This is a genomic window from Paraburkholderia caballeronis, from assembly GCF_900104845.1.
GTDB classification, from domain to species: Bacteria; Pseudomonadota; Gammaproteobacteria; order Burkholderiales; family Burkholderiaceae; genus Paraburkholderia; species Paraburkholderia caballeronis.
In genome coordinates, this window is record NZ_FNSR01000002.1 from 1,214,050 (window position 1) to 1,236,719 (window position 22,670).

Annotated in this window: 20 protein-coding genes; 9 read left to right on the forward strand and 11 right to left on the reverse strand. The window is 67.9% G+C overall.

Features of this window, described 5'->3' with window-relative positions; genetic code table 11:
- Positions 1–157 precede the first annotated feature (157 nt).
- Positions 158–601: a hypothetical protein gene (locus BLV92_RS21940; RefSeq protein ID WP_090548761.1), complete on the forward strand. Its 444-nt coding sequence runs from the start codon at positions 158–160 to the stop codon at positions 599–601.
- A gap of 21 nt (positions 602–622) precedes the next feature.
- On the opposite strand, the gene BLV92_RS21945 is transcribed toward BLV92_RS21940, so the two are convergent.
- The 3 genes from BLV92_RS21945 to BLV92_RS21955 are packed head-to-tail and all read right to left on the reverse strand — an operon-like array spanning position 623 to position 4,165.
- A complete protein-coding gene (locus BLV92_RS21945; protein ID WP_090548764.1) occupies positions 623–2,011 on the reverse strand; it encodes an aspartate aminotransferase family protein in 1,389 nt (462 codons plus the stop codon).
- 14 nt (positions 2,012–2,025) lie between these two features.
- Positions 2,026–3,360, reverse strand: coding sequence for a glutamine synthetase family protein (locus BLV92_RS21950; protein WP_090548767.1), 1,335 nt, complete (start codon positions 3,358–3,360; stop codon positions 2,026–2,028).
- 31 nt (positions 3,361–3,391) lie between these two features.
- A complete protein-coding gene (locus tag BLV92_RS21955) occupies positions 3,392–4,165 on the reverse strand; it encodes a gamma-glutamyl-gamma-aminobutyrate hydrolase family protein (protein WP_090548770.1) in 774 nt (257 codons plus the stop codon).
- Positions 4,166–5,059: 894 nt separating this feature from the next.
- On the opposite strand from BLV92_RS21955, the gene BLV92_RS21965 reads away from it, so the two are divergent.
- Both BLV92_RS21965 and BLV92_RS21970 read left to right on the forward strand, forming a co-directional pair.
- Positions 5,060–6,550: an aldehyde dehydrogenase gene (locus tag BLV92_RS21965; protein ID WP_090548773.1), complete on the forward strand. Its 1,491-nt coding sequence runs from the start codon at positions 5,060–5,062 to the stop codon at positions 6,548–6,550.
- 290 nt (positions 6,551–6,840) lie between these two features.
- On the forward strand, positions 6,841–7,575 hold the full coding sequence (locus BLV92_RS21970; RefSeq protein ID WP_090548776.1) for a YkgJ family cysteine cluster protein: 735 nt from the start codon (positions 6,841–6,843) through the stop codon (positions 7,573–7,575).
- Between the two features lie 52 nt (positions 7,576–7,627).
- On the opposite strand, the gene BLV92_RS21975 is transcribed toward BLV92_RS21970, so the two are convergent.
- Positions 7,628–8,071 (reverse strand): MarR family winged helix-turn-helix transcriptional regulator, encoded by a 444-nt coding sequence (locus BLV92_RS21975; RefSeq protein WP_090551320.1) that lies wholly within the window; start codon positions 8,069–8,071, stop codon positions 7,628–7,630.
- A 259-nt stretch (positions 8,072–8,330) separates the two neighbouring features.
- Between BLV92_RS21975 and BLV92_RS21980 the strand changes: the two genes are divergently transcribed.
- The 3 genes from BLV92_RS21980 (at position 8,331) to BLV92_RS21990 (ending at position 11,103) form a co-directional block, all read left to right on the forward strand.
- Positions 8,331–9,815: a DHA2 family efflux MFS transporter permease subunit gene (locus tag BLV92_RS21980; protein WP_177197954.1), complete on the forward strand. Its 1,485-nt coding sequence runs from the start codon at positions 8,331–8,333 to the stop codon at positions 9,813–9,815.
- 84 nt (positions 9,816–9,899) lie between these two features.
- Positions 9,900–10,841: an AEC family transporter gene (locus tag BLV92_RS21985; protein ID WP_090548779.1), complete on the forward strand. Its 942-nt coding sequence runs from the start codon at positions 9,900–9,902 to the stop codon at positions 10,839–10,841.
- A 76-nt stretch (positions 10,842–10,917) separates the two neighbouring features.
- On the forward strand, positions 10,918–11,103 hold the full coding sequence (locus BLV92_RS21990; protein WP_090548782.1) for a glycine zipper 2TM domain-containing protein: 186 nt from the start codon (positions 10,918–10,920) through the stop codon (positions 11,101–11,103).
- 134 nt (positions 11,104–11,237) lie between these two features.
- Here BLV92_RS21990 and BLV92_RS21995 read toward each other — a convergent pair whose 3' ends face one another.
- The 3 genes from BLV92_RS21995 to BLV92_RS22005 all read right to left on the reverse strand — a co-directional run bounded on the left by BLV92_RS21995 (position 11,238) and on the right by BLV92_RS22005 (position 14,402).
- Entirely contained in the window at positions 11,238–12,083 is an 846-nt protein-coding gene (locus BLV92_RS21995) for a carbohydrate ABC transporter permease (protein WP_090548787.1), read from the reverse strand.
- Entirely contained in the window at positions 12,080–12,985 is a 906-nt protein-coding gene (locus BLV92_RS22000; RefSeq protein WP_090548790.1) for a carbohydrate ABC transporter permease, read from the reverse strand. Before BLV92_RS22000 ends, BLV92_RS21995 begins: the two co-directional genes overlap by 4 nt.
- A gap of 184 nt (positions 12,986–13,169) precedes the next feature.
- Positions 13,170–14,402, reverse strand: a complete 1,233-nt coding sequence (locus BLV92_RS22005) for an ABC transporter substrate-binding protein (RefSeq protein ID WP_090548793.1) — start codon at positions 14,400–14,402, stop codon at positions 13,170–13,172.
- A gap of 342 nt (positions 14,403–14,744) precedes the next feature.
- Here BLV92_RS22005 and BLV92_RS22010 point away from each other — a divergent pair, with 342 nt between their 5' ends.
- From BLV92_RS22010 to BLV92_RS22020, 3 genes are all read left to right on the forward strand, one after another.
- Entirely contained in the window at positions 14,745–15,518 is a 774-nt protein-coding gene (locus tag BLV92_RS22010; protein ID WP_090548796.1) for an SDR family oxidoreductase, read from the forward strand.
- Between the two features lie 82 nt (positions 15,519–15,600).
- On the forward strand, positions 15,601–16,722 hold the full coding sequence (locus BLV92_RS22015; RefSeq protein ID WP_090548799.1) for an ABC transporter ATP-binding protein: 1,122 nt from the start codon (positions 15,601–15,603) through the stop codon (positions 16,720–16,722).
- Positions 16,723–16,825: 103 nt separating this feature from the next.
- On the forward strand, positions 16,826–17,695 hold the full coding sequence (locus BLV92_RS22020) for a MurR/RpiR family transcriptional regulator (RefSeq protein WP_090548802.1): 870 nt from the start codon (positions 16,826–16,828) through the stop codon (positions 17,693–17,695).
- Between the two features lie 19 nt (positions 17,696–17,714).
- Here BLV92_RS22020 and BLV92_RS22025 read toward each other — a convergent pair whose 3' ends face one another.
- The 4 genes from BLV92_RS22025 to BLV92_RS22040 form a co-directional block, all read right to left on the reverse strand.
- The gene (locus tag BLV92_RS22025) at positions 17,715–19,151 is read right to left on the reverse strand and encodes a cytochrome P450 (protein WP_090548805.1); all 1,437 of its coding nucleotides are present in this window, start codon (positions 19,149–19,151) and stop codon (positions 17,715–17,717) included.
- A gap of 282 nt (positions 19,152–19,433) precedes the next feature.
- Entirely contained in the window at positions 19,434–19,841 is a 408-nt protein-coding gene (locus BLV92_RS22030; RefSeq protein ID WP_177197952.1) for a VOC family protein, read from the reverse strand.
- A gap of 204 nt (positions 19,842–20,045) precedes the next feature.
- A complete protein-coding gene (locus BLV92_RS22035) occupies positions 20,046–20,660 on the reverse strand; it encodes a TetR/AcrR family transcriptional regulator (protein ID WP_090548811.1) in 615 nt (204 codons plus the stop codon).
- A 108-nt stretch (positions 20,661–20,768) separates the two neighbouring features.
- Positions 20,769–22,463: an IclR family transcriptional regulator domain-containing protein gene (locus tag BLV92_RS22040; protein ID WP_090548814.1), complete on the reverse strand. Its 1,695-nt coding sequence runs from the start codon at positions 22,461–22,463 to the stop codon at positions 20,769–20,771.
- Positions 22,464–22,670: the final 207 nt, after the last annotated feature.

The following is a 22,670-nucleotide window of genomic DNA, read 5'->3' on the forward strand; positions in this document are numbered from 1 at the left end:
GGCGTCGGCCACAGATGCAGCGCGAGCGCTTCAACCAGGTTTCCGTTTCCGCGCGCCTTCGCAGGCGTCACCAGACCGGCCTTGTTGCCGAGCGACGCAGTACGCGGCGCTGCGCAACCGGCATCACGGCCGCGACGACAGCAACAACTGGCAATGCGTGCCGCTCCATGCGTTCGGACTGCGCGAGCACATCCGCGAACTCGGCGGCAGGATGAACTGCGAACTCGCATTCGGCTTCGCGACCGACGACGCGGGCGCGCTCGTCGTCGCGGAAGGCGCGCCGCGCGTGCGGTTCTTCGAGGTGTCGTTCGAAGTCGGCGACGACGTCGGCGAAACCACGTTCAGCTTCAACCAGTGGGCGTTCGAATTCATGCGCGCGGAGTGGCTCGGCATCGGCGCGACGTCGCTCGACGCGACGTTCGACCGGATCGACGCGATGAGCGACGTTGCATTCGCGCGCATGCTGGAAGCGGTGCTCGCGGATACGGCATCGACGCGCGACGCGCCCGACGTCGAGCATTGGGCCGTGTACGATCCGGACGCCGGCCGCTGGGTCGGCGCCCCTGTCTGCGTGCCGGTGCGCGCACTGACGCTGCATTGAATCGCTGCGACAGCGTCGGCGTTACAGCAGGCCGAGCGCCTTCGCGGTCGAATCAATCGCGCTCTTCGCTTTCGCGACGATCTCGTCGATCTCGGCACGGGTGACGACGAGCGGCGGCGAGAGCAGCATGCGGTCGCCGGTGGCGCGCATGATGAGGTTGCCGTTGAAGCAGAAGTCGCGGCACAGCGTGCCGACCTCGCCGCCGTTTTCGAAGCGTTTCCGCGCCTTCGGATCGGCCGCGAGCTGAATTCCCGCGACCAGCCCCGCGCCCGCGATCTCGCCCACGACCGGATGGCCTTCGAACGTCTCGCGCAGCACCCGCTGGAAGTACGGCCCGGTATCCGACTTCACCTTTTCGACGATCCCGCCGTCGCGCAGCAGCGTCAGGTTCGCGACCGCCACCGCCGCCGCCACCGGATGCCCTGAGTACGTGAGGCCATGATTGAACTCGCCGTGCGCGATGATCGCGTCCGCGATCCGGTCGTGCAGCGCCACCGCCCCCATCGGCACGTAGCCGCTCGTGAGTCCCTTCGCGAGCGTCATCAGGTCCGGCTCGAAACCGAAATGCTGGTGCGCGAACCACTCGCCGGTGCGCCCGAACCCGCCGATCACCTCGTCGGCCACCAGCAGCACGTCGTATTTGCGGCAGATCCGCTGGATCTCCGGCCAGTACGTCGACGGCGGGAAGATCACCCCGCCCGCGCCCTGGAACGGCTCGCCGATGAACGCCGCGACGTTCTCCGCGCCCAGTTCGAGGATCTTCGCTTCGAGCTGCCGCGCCCGCTCCAGCCCGAACGCCTCCGGCGTCACGCCCTCGGCCGCCTCGCCGAAGTAATACGGCTGGTCGATATGCACGACGTGCTCGACCTTCGACGGCATCTGCTCGTGCATGTAGCCCATCCCGCCGAGCGTGGCGCCCGCGATCGTCGAGCCGTGATACGCGTTCTTCCGCGAGATCACGTACTTCTTCGAGGCCTTGCCCTGCGTGAGCCAGTACTGGTGCACGATGCGCAGCACCGTGTCGTTGCCCTCCGAACCGCTGTTGCAGTAGAAGAAGCGGTTGAACCCCGCCGGCGTGACCTGCGCGAGCAGCGCCGAGAGTTCGATCACCGGCGGATGGGTGGTCTTGAAGAACGTGTTGTAGTACGGCAGTTCCAGCATCTGCGCATAGGCCGCCCCGGCCAGTTCGCGCCGGCCGTAGCCGACGTTCACGCACCACAGCCCGGCCATGCCGTCGATGATGCGCTGGCCCTCCGAGTCCCACAGATAGACCCCGTCGGCCTTCACGATCACGCGGCTGCCGTCGCGGTTGAGCGCGCCCATGTCCGAGAACGGGTGGATGTGATGCGCGGCGTCGAGCGCGCGGTAGCCGGCGGTAGTGCGCGGCGTCGTTTGGGTACGGTCGTTCATGTCCGGTCTCCGGTTCAGACGTGCAGCAGCAGGTGACGGCGTTCCCACGAGCTGATGACCCGGAAAAACGCCTCGTATTCGGTTTCCTTCAGCGCCAGGTACGCGCGCACGAACTTCTCGCCGAGGATGTCCTTGAGCGGCTCGCACGAGCCCATCAGCGTGAGCCCCTCCTCCAGGTTGCGCGGCAGCTGGTAGGGCAGCGCGTAGCCGTCGCTCGACAGCGGCTCGGAGGGCTTCAGGTGCTGCGTCATGCCGAGATAACCGGCCGCGAGCGTGGCGGCCATCGCCAGATACGGATTGCAGTCGACGCCCGGGATGCGGTTCTCGACGCGGCGCGCGGCCGGCGACGAGTGCGGCACGCGGAAACCCACCGTGCGGTTGTCGTAGCCCCACGCGACGTTGATCGGCGCGGCCATGAAGCGCGACAGGCGGCGGTACGAGTTGATGTACGGCGCGAAGATAGGCATCAGCGCCGGGGTGTACTTCTGCAGCCCGGCGATGTAGCCGTGAAAGAGGTCGGTCGCCTGGCCGTCCGCGCCGGTGAACAGGTTCTGGCCGGTTTCGGCGCTCACCAGGCTCTGGTGCACGTGCATTGCGGAGCCGGGCTCGTTCTCCATCGGCTTGGCCATGAAGGTCGCGTACATGTGGTGGCGCAGCGCCGCCTCGCGCACCGTGCGCTTGAAGAGGAACACGCGGTCGGCGAGGTTGAGCGGATCGCCGTGCAGGAAGTTGATCTCCATCTGGGCGGCGCCGACCTCGTGGATCAGCGTGTCGACTTCGAGCCCCTGGATGTCGCAGTACTCGTAGATGTCCTCGAACAGCGGGTCGAACTCGTTGACCGCCTCGATGGAATAGGCCTGGCGGCCGGTCTCCGGGCGGCCGGTGCGGCCGATGGGCGGCGCGAGCGGCAGGTCCGGGTCCTTGTTCATGTCGACCAGGTAGAACTCCAGTTCCGGGGCGACCACCGGTTTCCAGCCGCGGGCCTCGTAGAGTTCGAGCACGCGGCGCAGCACGCGGCGCGGGGAGATCTCGACCGGGGTGCCGTCGAAGTGCACGCAGTCGTGGATGACCTGGGCGGTGGGATCGACCGCCCACGGGATGATGCGGATGGTGGAGGAGTCGGGCACGCAGACCATGTCGGGGTCGGTGACGCCGGTGAGGCTGCCGTCGTCGGGATAGTCGCCGGTGACGGTCTGGATCATGACGGCCTGGGGCAGGCGCATGGATTCGCCGGACTCGAACTTGCTGCGCGGGATGATCTTGCCGCGGGCGATGCCGGCCATGTCGGGGATGATGGCCTCGATCTCGGTGATGTGATGCTTGCGGAGGAATTCGTCGATGTCGTGCATGTCGGTTCTCGGGAGTTCGGGGGGCGCGGGCCTATACATGGGCGGCGGTGCGCAGGCGCTGCGCGAGGCGCGCGCGGCAGGCGTCGCCGAAGGCGCGGAAGATCGCGGTGGAGAGCGCATCGCGAGCGTGCTGCCACTCGGGGTGCCACTGCACGCCGAGCGCGAACGCGGGCGAGCCGGCGACGCTGACCGCTTCGATCAGGCCATCGGGCGCAACGGCTTCGGCGGCGAGGCCGGCACCGAGGCGGTCGATGCCCTGGCCGTGCAGCGAGTTGACGCGGGCGTCGGCCGCGCCGCCCGCCAGCCGTTGCAGCAGGCCGCCGGACACGAGCGAGACCGGATGCGAAGGCGCGTACTGGAGGTCGAGCGGATCGGCCTTGTTCTCGCGGTGATCGGCGAGGCCGTCGACGGCGTGGACCTGCTGGTGGAGCGTGCCGCCGAAGGCGACGTTCAGCTCCTGGAAGCCGCGGCAGATGGCGAGCACGGGGATGCCGGCGTCGATGGCGGCGCGCAGCAGCGGGAGGGTGGTGGCGTCGCGGTGGGGGTCGTGCAGGGTGGGCTCACCCGGTGCGCCGCCGTAGCGGTGCGGCTCGACGTTCGAATAGCTGCCGGTGAAGAGCAGGCCGTCGACGGCGGCGAGCACGTTCGCGACGGGCTGGCGCTCGCCGAGCGCGGGCAGCACGAAGGCGAGCGCGTGGGCGCCGTCGGTGACGGCGGCGAGGTACTTCTCGCCGGCAACGTGCGACGCGTGCGCGCCGATCACGGTGCGGTCGGCCGTGACGCCGACCAGCGGGGTGGTTTGCATGGCTAACGTTTTCTTTCTGCGAGGGTCTGCATGACCCGCAATGCGAAGTGACGCGAATGGCGTCGCGATCGCGCTGCGGACTCGACAGGGCTTGCGGCCGTGCATACGCAGCGCCGCGTGCCGTTACGACGCGTGAGCGACGCTAACGCATCGCGCTGCGCGTGGAGATCAGGTAGGCGGTGCGTTTCGCGCCGTGATGCGGCGCGACGGTATCGAGGCGTGCGCGTGCGGGCCGCGTGCGGACGAGTGCCGACGCTGCGCGAACCAGCCGGCGCAGGCGACGAACCGCAATGAAGAAAGAGGCGCTAGGGCAACAGCGATGCAACGCCGTCTGCATGGATCGCGACGAACGCGCGCGCGAACAGGGCATTGCGACGCCGGACGAACCGGCGCGACAGGACGGCAGACGCTGATGACGACGGGTACAGGCGAGAGGCAAGCCTGCCGCTACTGCCGTCGGCGAAGGCGGCGCAGTCATCGCGAAGACACCTCGCATGGCTACGATTCCACCCGACCAGAAGGCCACGGACTCTCACGATTACACTCGCTGGTTGTTGTGCTCGGGATGCCCGGCTCGCGCGCCGCGAAGAATGCAGCGGATGCTTCATGAGCCGAGGCGAGATCCATCAGGTTCGCATCGATGCAAACATCGCGCGAACCGATGTTGACCTGCCGTTCAGGATATACGAGCCAGTCGTTGCGTCAATGTTTTTTTCAACTGGCTTACCGAACCGGATTCATCGCGCATTGCCGCATGCGTTGCCGCCGCGCACGGGTTTTCCCGTCGATGGAACGACACGGAAGCTGTCTAGAATGACGAATGCCGCAACCAGTGACACGGCTTGCGAATCGCTGTCTGTTCGAACGGAAGTCTGCCCGCATCGAGGCATCCCGATGGAAAAGAGAACGCTTGCATATTGGCAGGACAAGGCCGCGACGCTCGGCATCGAAGGGCGCGCGTTCATCGGCGGCGCGTATCGCGACGCCTATTCGGGGCGCACGTTCGACTGCGTGAGCCCGATCGACGGCCGCACGATCGCGAACATCGCGGACTGCGGCGCAGTGGATGTGGACGAAGCGGTGGCCGCCGCGCGCCGCGCATTCGATATGCAGGTGTGGGCCGGGCTGAATCCGCGCAAACGCAAGGCGATCCTGCTGCGCTGGGCCGCGCTGATACGCGAACATCGGGACGAAATCGCGCTGCTCGAAACGCTCGATGCAGGCAAGCCGATCGGCGACACGACGACCGTCGACGTGCCGGGCGCGGCCTATTGCGTCGAATGGTTTGCCGAAGCGATCGACAAGGTGGGCGGCGAAGTGGTGCCGGCCGATCATCATCTGGTCGGCCTCGTCACGCGCGAGCCGATCGGCGTGGTCGCGGCGGTCGTGCCGTGGAATTTCCCGATCCTGATGGCGTCGTGGAAGTTCGCGCCCGCGCTCGCGGCGGGCAACAGCGTCGTGCTGAAGCCTTCGGAGAAGTCACCGTTGAGCGCGATCCGCATCGCGCAGCTTGCGCACGAAGCGGGCATTCCGTCCGGCGTGTTCAACGTGCTGCCGGGCGGCGGCGAACCGGGCAAGCTGCTCGCGCTGCACAGCGACGTCGATTGCCTCGCGTTCACCGGTTCGACCGCGGTCGGCAAGCAGATCATGCAATACGCGGGGCAGTCGAACCTGAAACGCGTCTGGCTCGAACTCGGCGGCAAGTCGCCGAACATCGTGCTGCCGGATTGCCCGGACCTCGATCGTGCCGCAAAGGCCGCGGCCAGCGCGATCTTCTACAACATGGGCGAGATGTGCACCGCGGGTTCGCGTCTGCTCGTGCATCGCGACATCAAGGACGCCCTCCTGGAAAAGCTCACCGAAGCCGCGCGTTCGTACAAGCCGGGCAATCCGCTCGACCCGGACGTGTCGATGGGCGCGATCGTCGACAAGGTGCAACTGGACCGCGTGCTCGGTTATATCGAAGCGGGCCGCAAGGAAGCGAAACTGCTGTTCGGCGGCGAGCGCGTGCGCATCAATAGCGGCGGCTATTACGTCGAGCCGACCGTGTTCGAGACGCCGCACGATACGCGGATCGCGCGCGAGGAAATCTTCGGGCCGGTGCTGTCGGTGATCGTGTTCGATTCGGTCGACGACGCGGTGCGCATCGCGAACGACAGCGAATACGGTCTTGCCGCTGCCGTGTGGACGTCGAACCTGACGAGCGCGCATGAAATCTCGCGCCGCCTGCGCGCGGGCACCGTGTGGGTGAACTGCTACGACGAAGGCGGCGACATGAACTTCCCGTTCGGCGGCTACAGGCAGTCGGGCAACGGTCGCGACAAGTCGTTGCACGCGCTCGAAAAATACACGGAACTGAAGTCCACGCTGATCCGCCTGCGTTAGCGCGTGTCAGGCAGTCACCGCGACCTGCCCGTGCCATCAGCATTTTCGGAGCGCCGACGACGATCGTCCGGTGCTTGCCGGCGCTGAACCGGCAGCTATCCCGCATCCCCCGAAATAGTTCTCGGTGCTCCTGCTGGAGCCTTGCCTGGGACGATCTGTCTGGGTACGCTTTCGATCGGTTTTCAAACTGATGAAAGATGTCCGGAGCATGCTATCCGCGCCCCCTATAACCTGCAAACGCCGACAGGTCGGCGTGGGTCTCGCAGGCGAAACCTTATACAAGAACTATTTTGACCATCGCACATATCGAGCAGATCCTTGCTGAAGGACGTCAACGTGCCGACGCACAGGCGGCGCGGGCCTTGCCCGACCTGCCTGAAGAGTTGCGCGCCGAGCATGAAAAAGCCGTTGCCTTTGCCCGCTCGCAGGAGGAAACAGTCCAGCAAAGGCTGGATGCCGACCGTCCAACACTGACCATGCTGGTCAATGCGACGCAAGACGGGAAACTGCCGCGCGAAACCCGCATGGCATGGCTGCGCAAGCTGGCCGATCGCATCAACCAGCTTGCGCAGTCGCTATCGGCCTGTGCGACGAACCATTGTTCGCATTGCTGCTACGCGCCCGTCTCTCTTTCGTTTCTGGAGGCAAAGCTGATCGGCGCAGCGATCGGCGTTGAGCCGAAGGCGCCGCCGGCGCAGACGGCCCGCCATGCGGCTTCCGCCACCCCCACCCCGTTACGGCCGAAGATCGGGCACGGTTACGCGTGGCCCTGCCCTTTTCTGGTCGAAGACGCGAGCCTTCCATCGGGCAAGGGCGGCAAATGCGGAATCTACGAGCACCGCCCGATGGTGTGCCGAAGCTGTTTGAGCATGGCTGCTTCGGACAAGCTTTGTGAACCGCAGCCCGACCATCTGGTCCCGCTCCCGCTTTTCGATGCGCGCGTGCTGCATCTGCTGGCCGCCCAGATCGGCGGCGCGGAGGTGGCCGACATTCGGGACTTTTTTCCGGCGGGAATGGCCGGGTAGCGCCCCCGGCTTCGACTCTCGATAGAACGAGCCATGGGAGAGCAGGCGCGCGTCAGCGTTCGACCAGCGGCCCGAGATTCGAGCGCACCCGCTGGAGCATTGCCGAAAACTGGTCCGCCTCTTCCGGCGTGAAGCCCGCGAGGGCTTCCGCCGCCACTTCGTCGCCGACGCGCCTCGCGCGCGTCAGCACCGCCGACGCTTTCTTCGTCAGGCTCACCTGAAGCTCGCGGCGGTCGTTCGGGTTCTCGGTGCGCACGACCCAGCCGCCTTCCTCCAGCCGCTCGACCAGCCGGCCCGCCGAGATCGGCGCGACGTCCAGCACCTCCGCGAGACTCGCCTGGTTCAGGTCGCCGTAATGCGCGAGATACGCGATCACGCGGCACTGCGCGCGCGTCAGTTCGAGCGACGCGCGCGCGAGGTCGTCGTAGCGCTTGCCGTACAACCGGCCCACTTCGGCGATCAAGAAGCCGAAGCGTTTTTCGAGGTCGAAAGTCATGCGCCGATTATACGGGCGGCGCGCGAAGCGGCGTCGCGGCGGCGGCACGCGCCTATCGGGCGCAAGCCGCGCGCATCGACAGCCCGTTGAAAGCATGGGACGGCAAGCCGGGCCGTCGCGTGCAGCCCCATAACGCCTTTACCGATTGCGCGCGCAGGGTCGATCCGTATAATAAGCCGGCTTATCATTTTCGCGCGCACTCCTGATCACGATGACCGCAGTCCCGCAGGCCGCCGAGGCCGCGCCGCTCAATCGCGGCATGATCACGCTGTCGATCATGCTCGCCACGCTGATCCAGACGCTCGACAGCACGATCGCCAACGTCGCGCTGCCGCACATGCAGGGGGCGCTGTCCGCGTCGCAGGACGAGATCACGTGGGTGCTCACGTCGTACATCGTCGCCGCCGCGATCGCGACGCCGCTGACCGGCTGGCTCGCGGACCAGATGGGCGTGAAGCGGCTGCTCGGCGTCGCGATCGCGGGCTTCACGGTCGCGTCCGCGCTGTGCGGGCTGTCCGAAACGCTCGGCGAGATCGTCGCGTCGCGGCTCGCGCAGGGGCTGTTCGGCGCGTCGCTGGTGCCGCTGTCGCAGTCGATCCTGCTCGACATCAACCCGCGCGAGAAGCAGGGCCAGGCGATGGCGGTGTGGGGGATGGGCGTGATGGTCGGACCGGTGCTCGGCCCGACGCTCGGCGGCTGGCTCACCGACAGCTACAACTGGCGCTGGGTGTTCTTCATCAACGTGCCGATCGGCGCGTTCGCGCTGTTCGGCGTCTCGACGTTCCTGCCGGCGCGCGAGCCGCTGAAGCAGATCCGCTTCGACCTGTTCGGCTTCGCGACGCTCGCGCTCGCGATCGGCGCGCTGCAGGCGCTGCTCGATCGCGGCGAGCAGCTCGACTGGTTCAACTCGCTCGAAATCCGCATCGAGGCGCTCGTCACGGTCATCAGCTTCGCGTTCTTCATCGTGCACACGGCGACGTCCGGGCCGGACACGTTCTTTCGCTATCAGTTGCTGAAGGACCGCAACTTCGCGACCGGCACGTTCTTCATCTTCGTGATCGGCGCGGTGCTGTACGCGACGCGCGCGCTGCTGCCGCCGATGCTGCAGAACCTGATGGGTTATCCGGTCGCGACAACCGGCCTCGTCACCGCGCCGAGCGGCGCGGGCACGATGATCGCGATGCTGATCGCCGGGCGGCTGCTCCGGCGCATCGACGCGCGCGTGCTGCTGCTGTTCGGCTTCCTCGTGTCCGCATACGCGCTGTGGCAGATGATGCAGTACACGATCGTGCTGTCGCCGTCCGACATCGTGTGGCCCGGCGTCGTGCAGGGTTTCGGGCTCGGTTTCGTGTTCGTGCCGCTGTCCGCCCTGACGTTCTCGACGCTGACGCCGCAACTGCGCGCGGACGGCACCGCGACGTACAGCCTGATGCGCAACATCGGCAGCAGCATCGGCATCTCGATCGTGCAGACGTTCGTCACGCGCGGCACGCAGATCGCGCATTCGGACCTCGCCGCGAATGTGACGGTGTTCAATCCCGCGATCCAGCCGATGCTCGCGGACGGTTCGCGTTACGATATGGCGCTGCTGAACCAGCAGATCACGCAGCAGGCGCAGATGATCGCGTATCTGAACGACTTCAAGATGATGTTCGTCGCCACGCTGGTCGTGATTCCGCTGCTGATGCTGATCCGCCCATCGGGCGGCGGTTCGGCCGATGCGGGCCATGCGGCGATGGACTGAGCGCCGCCTTTTCCCGCGTCGCGCCTCCTGCAATGCCACGCGCGCTGTCCTCGAACGGACGGCGTGCGCCATCACCGTATTTCGATGCTCTCCACCGTTTCGATCCTGCTGCCCGTGTTCGGGCTGATCTTCGCGGGTTTCGCGTCGCGCCGCTTCGGCGTGCTCGGGCCGGCTTCCGCCTCCGAACTGAACCGCTTCGTCGTGTGGCTCGCGCTGCCCGCGCTGCTGTTCGACACGCTCGCGCACGCGACATGGCACGAGCTGTATCAGCCGGCGTTCGTCGCCACGTTCGGCCTAGCGTGCGCGGTCGTGTTCGTCGTCGTGCTCGCCGTGCGGCTCGCGAGCGGCCGGCCGCTCGCGGACGCGAGCATCGACGGCATCGCCGCCGCCTATCCGAACACCGGCTACGTCGGCTTCCCGCTCGCGATGATCGCGTTCGGCCCCGCGAGCCTCACGCCGACGACGATCGCGACGATCCTCGTCGTCTGCGTGCTGTTCGCCGTGGCGATCGTGCTGATCGAAACCGGGCTGCAAAACGAGCGCCGCGTGCACCGGCTCGCGCTGAAGGTCGCGCGCTCGCTCGCGCGCAATCCGCTGCTCGTCGCGCCGGCGCTCGGCGCGGTCGTGTCCGGCGCGCATCTGACGCTGCCCGCGAGCGCCGAGACATTCCTGAAGCTGCTCGGCGGCGCGGCGAGCCCGTGCGCGCTCGTGAGCCTTGGCCTCTTTCTCGCGGAGCGCGGCGGCGGCGCGCCGGTGCGGCGCGAGTCGTGGGGCTTGACCGGCGTGAAGCTCGTCGTGCAGCCGCTGTTCACATGGTGGCTCGCGGTGCGGGTGTTCGCATTGCCGGCGCAACTCGCGCAGATCGCGGTGCTGCTCGCCGCGCTGCCGACCGGCACCGGGCCGTTCATGCTCGCGGAGTATTACCGGCGCGAGGCGCACATCACGTCGCGCACGATCCTGCTGTCGACGGTCGGCTCGCTCGTCACGCTGACCGTGCTGCTGCTGCACCTGCACCACGGCAGCTGATTGTGCCGACGCCGGCCGCGCGGCACGACGCTTGCTGAACCCCTGGCGTTGGCTCACGACTCAGGAGGCACGAACGATGAACTGGCTTCGACGCAGCAGCGCGGCAATCGCACTCGTCAGCCTTGCCGCATTGGGCGCCTGCACGCTGGGCGGCGCGGCGGCCGGCGGTTATGTCGGCAACAAGGCGACCAACGGCAGCGCGGTCGGCACGGTCGGCGGCGCGGTGGCCGGCGGCGTGATCGGTCATGAACTCGGGAAGTAGTCGCCGGGATTTACACGGCGGCATTTGATTGACCGCGTCACCCATCGGCGTCGTTGCGACGCCGCATCCGGTTTTCCCCGCCGCCGTGTCCGACGCAGCGGCGCACAGAAGCGGGGCCGCGCGGCCCCGCTTCTTCATTTCACCGCGCCGAGCGCGAGCCCCTTCACCATGTAACGCTGCAGCCACGCGAACACGATCGACACCGGCAAGGTGGCGGCGAGCGTCGCGGCCATCACCAGTTGCCATTCGACCGTGTACTTGCCGGCCACCATGTCGGTGACCTGCACGGTCAGGGTCTTGTTCTCCGGCGAGCGGATCAGCGTATAGACCACCGCGAACTCGTTCCACGCGCTGATGAACGTGAAGATCGACGTGACGACGACCGCCGGCACCGCGAGCGGCAGGAACACGCGGAACACCGCGCCGGTGCGGCTGCATCCTTCGAGCCACGCGGATTCTTCGAGGTCGCGCGGTACCGTCTGGAAGTACGACGACAGCATCCACACCGCGAACGCGATGTTGAACGCCGCATACGACACGATCACGCCGAGCTTCGAATCGACGAGGTTGCCGTCGCCGTACGGAATCATCGCGGCGAGCCGGAACAGCCCGACCACCAGCAGGATCGGCGACAGCATCTGCGTGATCAGCAGGAACTGCCGGTACAGGCCGCGCCCGCGAAACGGGAAGCGCGCGAGCGCATATGCGGCCGGCAGGCTGACCGCGAGCGCGAGCAGCGTGGACAGCAGGCTGATGACCGTGCTGTTGCGCAGCGCGACGCCGAAATTCGCGGCGTCCCACATGTCGACGTAGTTCTGCCAGCGCCACTGGACCGGCAGCCAGCGCGCCGGATAGACGAACACCTCGGACGCGGGTTTCACCGACGTGAAGAACATCACCGCGAACGGAAACAGGATCACGACGACGAGCGGCGCGAGCGCCAGCCAGCACCACAGCGAGCGTTTGAGCTTGCGGTTCATGCGGGTTCTCCCTGTTCGCCGCCGCGTCTGCCCTGCACGCGCAGATACACGAGCGAGAACGAGAACAGCACCGCGAGCATGATGAGCGACACGGCCGCCGCCTCGCCGGGCCGGCCGAGCCGGAAGCCGAGTTCGTACAGGTAGGTGACGAGGATGTGCGTGCTGTCGTCGGGGCCGCCCTGGGTCATCACCCAGATGATCGGGAACGAGTTGAACACGTAGATCACGTTCAGCAGGATCGTCATGTTGATGAACGGCTTGAGCAGCGGCAGCGTGAGCAGCCGGAACTGCTGCCATGCGCTCGCGCCGTCGATGCGCGCGGCTTCGTAGATGTCGCCCGGCACCGACGACAGCCCGCCGAGCAGGATCGTCGTCGTGAACGGGATCGACACCAGAATGCCGACCGCGATCTCGACCGGGAACGCGAGTTCGGGCGTCGCGAGCCAGTGGATCGGCCCCGACGTGAGGCCGAGGCGCTGCAACGTCACGTTGACCATCCCATAGTCGTCGTTGAACGCCCAGCGCCATACGACGGCGGTCATCGTCAACGACACGGACCACGGCAGCATCACGATCGTGCGCGCGAGGCCGCGGCCGTAGAAGTCCTGGTTCAGCACCAGCGCGACCGGCACCGAGATCAGCACCGTGCCGCCGACGACGAACACGGTCCACACGACGGTGCGCTTCAGCGAGCCGATGAAGCCCGGGTCCTCGAATACGTTGTAGAAATTCTGCAACCCGGAGAAGCCGCGGATCGCGCCGAAGCGCGATACCTCATGCAGCGACTGGTACACGATGTTGAAGATCGGATAGCTGATGATGAACAGCGCGAGCACGAGGCTCGGCACGATCAGCAGCCACGGCGCGCGGGGCGCGACGGCGGCGCGGGGGGAACGGCTCATGCGTGGGCGCTCGCGGGGAGGATCGGGGGCGTCGGCGGCCGGCGGGCCGGCGCGCCGGAGGGGACCCGTAGTCATGTCGGTGCTTCTGGTTTCACTGCTGTTGCGTATCCGGGCTGAGGGGCCGAGGGGCTGCGGGCGCGGCGCGCGCGGATTGCGCCGCGCGCGCCGCGCCCCGTGGCGCCCGTTACTGCCCGAGCGACTTGTTCGCGTCGGCGGCGGCCTGGTTCAGCGCGTCGGCCGGCTTCGCCTTGCCGAGGTACACCGCCTGCATCCCGCTCGTCACGGCCTTCGCGGTGTCCTCCCAGCCGGTCACCGTCGGCGCGAAGCGCGCCTGCGGCAACAGCGCGATGAACGCCTTCGTGTCCGGATCGTTGAACGCCGGGTCGGCCGCTTCCGCCTTCGTCGTCGGCAGGAAACCCTCGGTGCTCGTGAACTCGACGCGCGGGGCCTTCGTGAACAGATAATCGAGGAACTTCCACGCGGTCTTCTTCGACTTCGAGTTCTTGAACATCATGATCGAGTCGGTGACCGCGTAGGTCGCGCCGTTCGTGCCGACCGGCAGCGGGTCGATCCCGTACTTCAGGTTCGGCGCTTCCTTCTTCAGCTGCTTCGCGAGGAACGGCGCGGAGATCACCATCGCGACGCGGCCCTGCTTGAACAGGTTCTGCACGTCCTCGCGGCTGTAGCCGGTCACGCCCGGCTGCGTGAGACCGTCGTCGATCAGCGTCTTGTACAGCGTCGCGGCCTTGATGCCGGCCGGCGAGTTGAACGCGGCCTTGTGGTCCTTGCCGATCACGTCGCCGCCGTTCGTCCACAGCGCGTAGTAATAGTAGACGTCGGTTTCGATCTCCTTGCCTTGCAGGCCGAAGCCGGCGACGCCCTTCGCCTTCAGCTTCTTCGACGCGTCGATCACGTCGTTCCACGTCTTCGGGCCGTTCGGATAACCGACCGACGCGAGCAGCTCCTTGTTGTAGTACAGCCCGCGCGCGGAGGCGGCGATCGGCAGCCCATAGGTCTTGCCGTCGATCTGGCTCGGCGCGAGGAACGGGCCGATGAAGCGCGCCTTGAAGTTCGCGTCCATGTAGCCGTCGAGCGGCTCGGCGATGTCGTCCTTCACGAAGTCGAGCAGCCAGCGCGTGCCGACGATCGCGAGGTCGGCGTTCGCGCCGCCGGAGATATCCGTCTGCAGCTTCTGCTGCAGCGTGTCCCAGTTCACGTCCTCGATCTTCACCGTCGTGCCGGGGTTCGCGGCCTCGAACTGCTTCGCCATTTTTTCGAAGTACGGTGCGGTCGCGTCGCTGTAGTGCGCGACGGTCACGCGGATCGTGTCCGCGTGCGCCGCGACGGCGATGCCCGCGAGCGCGAGCGCGGCGGCGAGCTTGCCGAGCGCTGAGGATGCACGTGCCTGAAACGCCATTGTTTTATCTCCTGTGTCGATTGGAGTTAGCGCTTCGGCGCTTACTCCGATCCCATGCAAGATGGTTGCTGGGTGGTGGATCCGCGCCGTTGCCCCGGCCGCTGGGTTACGTTGTTTGAAAAAATCCTACAGGACGAAAAAAACCTTGTCACCTGGGAATCACGATATTGTTTTTGTGTGCGTGTTTTGCCTAACATGCTGTAAAACAGGGGTAATTCACGCGCCGCAGCAAAGCGCCGGCCGGCGGGGCGACAGATCGGGCAGGGCCGCCGGCAGCGGCGATGTTGGAAATTTACAGCGCAGCGGCGTTCGGCGCCGCGCGTTTTTTCGAGGGAAACGGACATGGGCCGGGTAGTGCTGGTGACGGGCGCGTGCGGCGGGATCGGCAGTGCGCTGTGCAGGCGGTTCGTCGACGCCGGCGACACGGTGCTCGCGCTCGACCGCGACGCGGCGGGCGTCAACGCGCTCGCCGCGGAACTCGGCGGCGCGCAGGTCGAGCCGCTTGCAGCCGACGTCGCGGATGCGGCGGCCGTGCACGACGCCGTCGCGCGCGCGGTGGCCGCGCGCGGGCCGGTGGACGTCGCGGTCGCGAACGCGGGCGGCGCGCTCGGCACGACGCTCGCGCATACCGACGCGGCCGCGTGGCGGCGCGACGTCGAGCTGAACCTGAACGGCACCTACTACACGGTCGAGGCGGTGCGGGCGTCGATGATCGAACGGCGGACCGGCGTGCTGGTGCTGGTCGGCTCGGTGAACGGACTGACTGCGCTCGGGCATCCGGCGTACAGCGCCGCGAAGGCCGGGCTGGTCAGCTTCACGAAGGCGCTCGCGATCGAACTCGGCCAGTACGGGATCCGCGCGAACATCGTGTGCCCCGGCACCGTGAAGACGCCCGCGTGGCGCGCGCGCGTCGAGCGCAACCCGGACGTGTTCGAGCAGTTGAAGAAGTGGTATCCGCTCGGCGACGTCGCGACGCCCGACGACATCGCGGACGCGGTGCAGTTTCTCGCGTCGCCGCTGGCGCGCGTCATCACCGGCGTCGCGCTGCCGGTGGACGCGGGGCTGATGGCGGGCAACCGGCTGATGGCGAACGAACTCACGCTCGATCCGCTGTGAGCGCGGCGGCGGGCCGGGCAGGCGCAGCGTCGAAGGCAAAGGCGAGCGGCATAAACGCGGCAACAAGGTCAACGAGGACAGCATGGCAGCGGTACAACTGAACGGCATTTTCAAACGCTATGGCGACACCCAGGTCGTGCACGGCGTCGACCTCGACATCGACGACGGCGAGTTCGTCGTGCTGGTCGGCCCGTCCGGCTGCGGCAAGACCACGCTGATGCGGATGATCGCGGGGCTGGAGGAGATCAGCGGCGGCGACCTGACGATCGGCGGCACGCGCGCGAACGGGCTGCCGCCGCAGCAGCGCAACGTGTCGATGGTGTTCCAGAGCTACGCGCTGTATCCGCACCTGTCGGTGTACGACAACATCGCGTTCGGCCCGCGCATCCGCAAGGAGCGCAGCGAGACGTTCAAGCCGCGCATCGAGGCCGCCGCGAAGATGCTGAACCTGTCGAACTACCTGGAGCGGCTGCCGCGCGCGCTGTCCGGCGGCCAGCGGCAGCGCGTCGCGATGGGCCGCGCGGTGGTGCGCGAGCCGGCGCTGTTCCTGTTCGACGAGCCGCTGTCGAACCTCGACGCGAAGCTGCGCGTGCAGATGCGCACCGAGATCAAGGCGCTGCATCAGCGGCTGCGCAACACCGTCGTCTACGTGACGCACGACCAGATCGAGGCGATGACGATGGCCGACCGCATCGTCGTGATGAACGCGGGCCGCATCGAACAGATCGGCCGGCCGCTCGAACTGTACGACCGGCCCGGCAACCTGTTCGTCGCGAGCTTTCTCGGCTCGCCGTCGATGAACTTCGCGGCGGGCGAGGCGATGAGCGACGCGCGCGGCCTCGCGCTCGTGCTGCCCGACGGCGTGCGCATTCCGCTGCCGGAGGGAGCGGCGCCGGCCGGCGCGCGCGTGACCCTCGGCATCCGGCCCGAGCACGTCGTCGCGGGCGGCGACGTGCCGTTCGGCGTCGACGTGATCGAGCCGACTGGCGCGGAGACGCACCTGTACGGGAAAATAGGCGGCGAAAGCTGGTGCGTGACGACCCGCGAGCGCCCGGCGATCGAGCCGGGGCAGCGTATGATGCTCGGCCTGCCGGCGGCGCACCTGCACCTGTTCGACACCGACAGCGGAAAGCGGCTCGAAACGAAGCACGAAGCGGGGCCCGAAGCGGGGCCCGAAGCGCGGCCCGAAGCGCGGCTCCAATGAGCGGCATGGCCCGACGCGCTGCCGGCCCGCACGCGGACCCGCGCCGCTGAAAGCCCGCCCGCCGCCGCGCGGGACGCCTCAGGAAACCAACGGGAAATCCAGGTTGCCGGTCTCTAATCTGATCCATCACATCCGCGACGTGGCCGAGTCGCTGCGGCCCGCCGAGCGCAAGGTCGCCGACATGGTGCTCGGCGACGTGGACTTCGCGATGCGCGCGAGCATCACCGAACTCGCGCAGCGCGCGGACGTGTCCGAGCCGTCGGTCACGCGCTTTTGCCGCGCGGTGGGCGCGCACGGGCTGCGCGACTTCAAGATGCAGCTTGCGCAGAGCGCGGCGGGCGGGCTGCCGTATGCGTCGGCGGAAGTCGCGAGCGACGACGGGATCGGCACGCTGCTCGACAAGGTCGCGGACGCGGTCGTGCAGGGCATCGCGCACGCGCGCGCGTCGCTCGACCCGGCGGTCGTGGAAGCGGCGATCGCCGCGCTCGGCCGCGCGCGGCGCGTGTATTTCTTCGGCGTCGGCACCGGGTCCGGCATCGTCGCGCAGGACGCCGCGCTGCGGATGCTGCGGCTCGACATCGCGGCGAGCGCGTTCGTCGACGGCCATCTTCAGCGGCTCTACGCGGGGCTGATGGAGCCGGGCGACGTCGCGTTCGCGATCTCGCAGTCCGGGCGCAGCGTCGAGGTGAACGAGAGCATCCAGATCGCGAAAGAGCGCGGCGCGACGACGATCGCGCTGACGAACGCCGGCTCGCGGCTCGCGTGGGTCGTCGACATTCCGCTGCTGCTGCGCGTGCCCGCGCCATCCGAGCCGCATGCGCCGGGCGTGTCGCGGCTCGTGCATCTTTCCGTGATCGACGCGCTCGCGATCGGCATCGCGCTAAGGCTCGCGCCGAACGCGTTGAAGAAGATGCGCGACGCGCAGGAGCGCAGCGGCGACGAACGCGAGACCAGCGCGCCGGATGGCGCGTGACGCGATGTGACGCGAAACGTCAGCCGCGTCGCCGCTTCAGCTTCACCGGCATCGTGTCCGGCACCATCGTGAACGCGGACACTTCCTGGATGTTCGCGACGTCCGTCGCGAGTTCGATCGTGAATTCGTTCATCAGCATCGACAGCACGAGCCGCATTTCGACCGTCGCGAGATGCCGGCCCGGACACACGCGCGGCCCCGCGCCGAACTGAAGGTACGCGCGCACGTCGTGCGCCTCGCTGCCGTCGCGTTCGTGGCGATGCAGCCAGCGGGCCGGGTCGTAGCGTTGCGGATCGGCGAAGTGCTTCGGATCGAGCATCGCGGGGCGCGCGACGAAGAACATCCGCGTGCCTTTCGGCAGCGCGACGCCGCCGACGCACACGTCCTCCAGCGGCTCGAACGAATGCACGGCCGCGACCGGCCGCAGACGCGTCGCCTCGATGCAGACCGCCTCGAACAGGTCGAGGTCCTTCAGCGCCGCATAGTCCGGGCAGACCGGCGCGCCGCCCAGCACGCGCCGCGCTTCGTCGCCCAGCTGCTGCTGCAACGGCGCGTCGGCGGCGAGATACGGCAGCGTCCATGCGATCGAATCGGCGGTCGTGTCCTCGCCCGCGAGCAGCAGCGTCAGCACGTTCGCGGAGATGTGGTCGTCGGTGATCGTCGAGCCCGGCTCCTGCTGCTGCGCGAGCATCGCTTCGAGCAGGTTGCGCGGCGTGTCGGACGGCTCGTCGCGCATCCGGTCGCGGGCGCGCTGCATCATCGCGCGCACGTAGCGATGGATTTCCACGAGCGACTGGTCGAGCTGGCGGTCGCGCGGCAGCTTCACGTAGCGCCAGTACGGAAACAGCGCGTTGATGCGGCCCATCACCGCCGGCAGGATCCGTTCGAGATGCTCCTGGATCACGCCGTGCTCCTGCTCCAGCGTGCGCGGGTCTTCGCCGAACGCGAGCGCGCTCGTCACGTCCACTGTGTAGCGTTTCAGGTCGTCGGTCATCTCGACGGTGTCGCCGCGTTCGGCCGCGCGCAGCCAGCGGCGGCGCAGCCGTTCGGTGATGTCTGCGAGCGTCGGATAAAACGCCTTGACGTGCGGGATCGACAGCGCCTGCATCACGAGTCTGCGCTGCGGCTCCCACGCCGCGCCTTCGGCCGAGAAGAGGCCGTTGCAGCCGATCTCTTCGAGCACGGTTTCGATCGGCTGATAACGGCGGTAGCGGTGCGGGCGCTCGCGCATGATCGACTGGATCAGTTCGGGATCCGTCCATACGGTGATCGGGATCGCGCCGACCTGGAAGCGGTACGGCGTGCCAAGCTGTTCGGCCCAGCGTTCGAGGATCAGGTGCAGGCGCGCGGGGGACAGCTGGAGCAGGTTGCCGAGCAGCGGGACGCCTCGCGGGCTCGGCAGGTCGGCGATCTGGCGCGGACGGTTCGATGTCGGAACGGCGGCAGGGGCGGTCATGGGGCGGTCGGTGCGCGTTGGCTGTCTGTTGCGGCTCGGCGTGGGTTGGGCGAGGGGGCTGCGTTCGTGGGACCGGCCGGGTGCGTGAGACAGGAGCGGAAGCGACGCGGCGCGTGGGGAGGATGATCGCACGAGTGGCGGAATCGGTTGCGCCGCGTTCAGGCTCCTGCTTGCCGCCGTGGTGGAGGAAGCGGGAGGCATGGGGAGCCGCCTTTCGATGGCGGCGCCCCATGGCGTTCGAGGTCTTTGTCACGCGCGCATTGCCAGCCGCGCCGCCGCCGTTCAATCGTCGAACGTGCCGCGATATTCCGGCGCGGCGTCCGAGCGCGTGTTCAGTTCGAACATCACGCCGCCCGGCGCGCGGCAAAAGAAGCGCGAGCCGCGTCCGTTGTTGAAGATGTCGGTTTCCATCTCGACGCCGTCGGCCTTGAAACGCTCGTACAGTTCGCGGACCGCGTCGAAGCTCGGCAATTCGAACCCGGCATGAAACGCCTTCGGCCACGCGGGCTCGTCGCCGCTCACGTGGTCGATCACCACGTCGAAGCCGGGGCGCTTGAGGATATACGAGTTGTCCCACGTCCCCGCGATCGTGAAGCCGAGGTAATGCTCGAAGAACCGCGCGGTGGCGGCAGTGTCGGCGGAAGGGAAGCTCAGGTGATTGAGCTTCATGCTCTTGATAACGTCAGTCATCGTCGGTTTCTCACGGAAAGAACGGCGGCGGCCCGATGCCCCGCCCGATGACGTCAGAATATAAGCAATAGCTCACATTCAACAACTCGCATTGGACGCGCGCGGCGAGCGGCCCGGAAACCCGCGCCGGCCCGCAGGCCGTTCGAGGGATCGCCCTGGCCGGCGCGTCGCATTGCTCGCATTTCGATCTGCGCTGCCGCGCGTTCAGTCCGAGCCGGTCCGCGACAGATAGCCGAAAACGGCTGCGCGCAAGCGGTGTTCGAGATGCTCGATGTCGCGCTCTCCGCGTTCGCCGGCGGCATCGGCCATGCCGCGGATGATCGCGAGCAGGTCGCCCGCCGCGATCTCCGGGCATTTGTGTGTCGGTCGCGCGCGTTTGATGATCGTGACGACCAGCGCGTTGAATGCCGGGCCGCCCACTTCGTCGCGCAGCGCGGGGCGGCTTTCTTCGAGGTCGAGAAGCCGCGCCAGCATCGGGCGCTGCAACTGCTGCCGCACCGACGCGCTGATGAAATATTCGAGCGCGGCCTTGCCGCTGCGCTTCGTCAGCGCGACGGCCGCGTCGTCATAGAACCGCTGTGCTTCGCGCCGGATCAGCGCGACGGTCAACGCGTCCTTGCCGGGGAAATACTGATACAGCGATCCGATGCTGACGCCCGCGCGCCGCGCGACCGCGTTCGTGTTGAACCCCTCGAAGCCTTCCGTTTCGAGTACCTGTGCCGCGGCCTCGATGATCGACGCGACGGTCTCCCCGGAGCGCGTCTGGCTCGGCGCTTTGCGCGGGCGCAGCGGTTTGTGCGATGGGCGTTGTTGACTCATGGTCGGGCTGGCGATGGGTTGACGCGTTTTTTTGCGGGTGGCCGGTAAGCCGGCATGGCACGCAAGCATAGCCCGATTCGCCCGCGGTTCAAGATGCCGAACGCCTGGTCAGATGAACCCGAACCTTCGCGACAACCGCTGCGCGGCGGCCGCGAGCATTTGCGCGGGCGACCCGTCGACCGCGCTGTCGAAGCTTTGCGAAGTCCCCATCACCGCGATCACGAGACACACGTCGCCGGTGTGGTCGAACACCGGCGCGGCGATGGTGCTGATGCCCGGCACCGGTTTGTCGAGCGCGGTGTCGACGCCCCGCGAGCGGATGCGTGCGAGGGTGGCGGGATAGTCGTCCGGAATCGCATCGTTTCCGGCAAGCCCCGCAAGCCGCAAGCCGTCCTGCGCGAGCAGCGCCGCGCGCACGTCGTCGTCCAGATATGCGGCGAACACGCGCCCGATCGCGGTGTTTACGAGCGACATCACCGTCCCCGCGCGCAGGCTCACGTGCAGCGGCCGCGCCGCTTCTTCGAGCCGCACGACGGTCGGCCCGAGCGGTCCCGGCACCGCGAGCGCGACGCTCATGCCGGTCGCCGCCGCGAGCGAAGTCAATTCCGCATCGGCCTCGCGCACCGGCGACAGCCGCGCGAGGCCGAGCAAGCCGAGTTCGAGGCCGAGCGGTCCGGCCTCGAAGCGGCCCGCGTCGTCGCGGCCGAGCAGGCCGGTCTTCTGCAGGCTCACGAGATGCGGAAACGCCTTCGCCGGCGGCATTCCCGCGCGCGCCGCGAGGTCGCGCAGCGTCAGCGGCTCGCCGGCCGCGACGAGCGCGGCGAGCAACTCGCCGGTGATGTCGAGCGACTGGATTCCGCGTTGCGGTTTGTTCGAAACGTCGGTTTCGGTTTCGTTTTCGATCGTCGCGCCGTCGTTATCCGCTGGCGTCGTCCACCGTGGCGCGCCGCGTCGCGCGCCACCGTCGAATGCCATCGCATCGGCAGACGCGTTCGCTGCGATCTCCCGCGCCGCATCGCGCAACGCGCGCGCGACGTCGCCGTTCCAGCGCACGTCGAGCGAGCCGGTCGCGCCGATCGCGGTCAGCGTCATCGCGAGTCCGCGTTCATCGTCGAGCACCGGCACGCATACGCTGCTGACGCCCGGGCTCGGCGCATCGACGCTGCGTTCGAGGCCGCGCGCGCGGATCGTGTCGAGCGCCGCCGCGAACGCGGCATCGTCCGCATGCGATGCGGACACGTCCTGCTCGCCCGAATACGCGGGTTGCGCGGCCTGGTTGTCCCACATCGCGCGCAGCGCGTCGGGCGCGGCGAACGCGCAGAACACGCGGCCGGTCGAGGTTGCCGGCAGCGACATCACCGTGCCGACGTGCAGGTTCACATGCAGCGGCAGGCTCGCGTGCTCGTAGCGGACGATCGTCGGCCCTTGCGGCCCGGCGATGCACAGCGCGACGCTGCATCCGAGTCTCTGCGCGAGCGCGGCCGCGCGCGGCACCGCGGCGCGCAGCGCCGGCTGCTGCTCGACGCGCAGCAGCGCAAGCCGCAGCGCGAGCGGCCCCGGCTCGTAACGCCCGGACAGCGCGTCGCGCTTCACGAGCCCGAGCCGCGCGAGGCTCACCAGATACGCATGCGCCTGGCCCGGCGCCAGTTCGCCGCTCGCCGCGAGGTCGGACGGCGCGAGCGGCGCGCGCGCCGCTGCGAGCGCGCGCAGCAGCCGGCCGCCGACCTCGACGCTCTGGATGCCGCGTTGCGGCTTCGCTGGCGGCGCGGCGGCGGGCGTGGGCGGGCTGCGTCGGTTCTTCACGCGAGGTCTCGGGCAGATGAGTTGAAAAGGGGCTCCATGTTAGCCGAACCGGAGCGCCGGCCGGGCGGCCGTGCGTCGTCGAATGATTAGTGTATGACGATACAGTTCGTCATTGACAAATAAAACGGCGACGGCCTATGATGGCCTCACCCCGGCAGAACAGCGGTCACTAATCGAAACGGGGCGAGACAAAACCGGCATGGTCAT